The following is a 1,838-nucleotide window of genomic DNA, read 5'->3' on the forward strand; positions in this document are numbered from 1 at the left end:
GGATCATGGCAAAGAAGCCGTCCACGCCGAGATGGTCGTAGAGCGGGCCGGACGCCAGCGTCACCACCGCCATGAAGAAGCCGTTGGAGAAATAGGCAATGCCTTGCGCGGCACCTGTCCGCTCCTCGGAGACGGTTTCGCCGATCATCTTCTGCAGGCCGATCAGCCCAAGCGCCACCGAGACCGAGTGCAGCGACTGGACACCGAAGAAACCGGGAATGCCGAGGCCGAGCGGCCAGACCAGCGGAAAGGCGATCCAGCGCACGATGGAGCCGATCCCCGCCATCACCATGATCGACACGACGGAGAACCGGTCAAAAAAGCGGGTGAACATCATGAACATGCAGACTTCCGACACCACGCCCCAAGCCCATAAGAGACCGACAACCGAATCGCTGAGGCCGATCGATTTCCAGTAGATGGAGACGAAACCGTAGAGGAATGCGTGGCTGGCGGTGATGACGCCGACACCGACGGAAAAATACAGGAAATACGGGTTGAGAAGCTTCGGCGCCGAATGCTGGATATCAGTGGCCGACAGCGGTGAGGCGCGCCGCGGACGGCCTAGACGCGGCGCCAGCAGGCCGGCGGCAAGGGCCGCGGCAAACGCCGCCAGAATGATAACCGGAACGGCCTGCGAGCCGGTTGCCGACAGAATGAAGCCGCCGGCGACATTGGCGCAGAGATAGGAGATCGAGCCCCATTTGCGCATGCTTGTGTAGTTCGAACCGAAGCGGCGGACACCCGAAAGCGCCAGCGAATCGGCGATCGGCGAATGCGGCGTCCAGACAATGGTCAGCGCCAGTGAGACCGCCAGCACCATCGCATAGGTCGATGGCAGGAAATAGCCTGCCGACAGGAGCAGTGATGCAGCCATCAGCGCGACATAGACATCGGCGCGGTCCCTGGCACGGTCGGCCAACGCGGTCAGTAACGGCGTCGTCACCACGCGCAGGAACATCGGCGCCGCCAGAATGACGGCGATCTGCTCGGCGTGAAAACCCTTGGCCTGCAGCCACAGTGGAAAATAAGGCAAATGCGTTCCGAGCGGCACGTACAGCGTCGCGAAGATCAGGCTCATGCGCAGTTCGAAATGGCGCGGCTTGACGAGTTGTTCGGGCGAGAGCTGCGGCAGGGCCATGAATCGATCCAATCGCGCTGTATTCGACCGGACGGCAACGCGTATCGATCCCTTAACATGGACGAAAACCGGACGAAACCGGTTGGACTAATTGATCGATTCCGAAGCCCGAAAAAGACTTCGGACTATGCCGCCTGCCCTACCCGGTCCGCGATGAGCAACGGGACAAAGGGCTCGTCCGGCGCTTCTGGCAGCACCTGCGCCCAGGTCAGGATTTCCATGCGGCCGTCAAAATGCTCGACCACGGCCGTGCAGCTTTCCACCCAGTCGCCGGTGTTGATGTACTGGACATCGCCAAAATTCTCGATGACGGCATGATGGATGTGGCCGCAAATGACGCCGTCGACGTGTGAACGACGCGCCTCATCCGCAAGCATGGTCTGGAACGAGCCGATGAAGTTCACCGCTTTCTTGACGTTGTGCTTGGCCCAGGACGAAAACGACCAATACGGCAGGCCGAGCAGTTGCCGCAGCCGCGTCACCACGCGATTGACCAGCATGGCCGCGTCATAGGCGTGATCACCGAGATAGGCGAGCCAGCGCGCATTGTGGACCACGGTGTCGAACTGGTCGCCATGGATGACGAGCAGGCGCTTGCCGTCGGCGGTCTCGTGGATGGCACGGTCGGCGACGACGATGCCGCCGAAATGCACGCCCTGGAACTGGCGGGCGAACTCGTCATGGTTGCCGGCGATGT

At 61.6% G+C, this 1,838-nt stretch carries 2 protein-coding genes; both read right to left on the bottom strand.

Features of this window, described 5'->3' with window-relative positions; translation table 11 throughout:
• Positions 1 to 1,141: MFS transporter (locus EN939_RS32545; protein ID WP_127271629.1), on the bottom strand; the 1,141-nt coding region annotated here is incomplete at its 3' end.
• Between the two features lie 125 nt (positions 1,142 to 1,266).
• Positions 1,267 to 1,838: UDP-2,3-diacylglucosamine diphosphatase (locus tag EN939_RS32550; protein WP_164751436.1), on the bottom strand; the 572-nt coding region annotated here is incomplete at its 5' end.

Source organism: Mesorhizobium sp. M7A.F.Ca.CA.002.05.1.1 (genome assembly GCF_003998335.1).
In the GTDB taxonomy this organism is placed as follows: Bacteria; Pseudomonadota; Alphaproteobacteria; order Rhizobiales; family Rhizobiaceae; genus Mesorhizobium.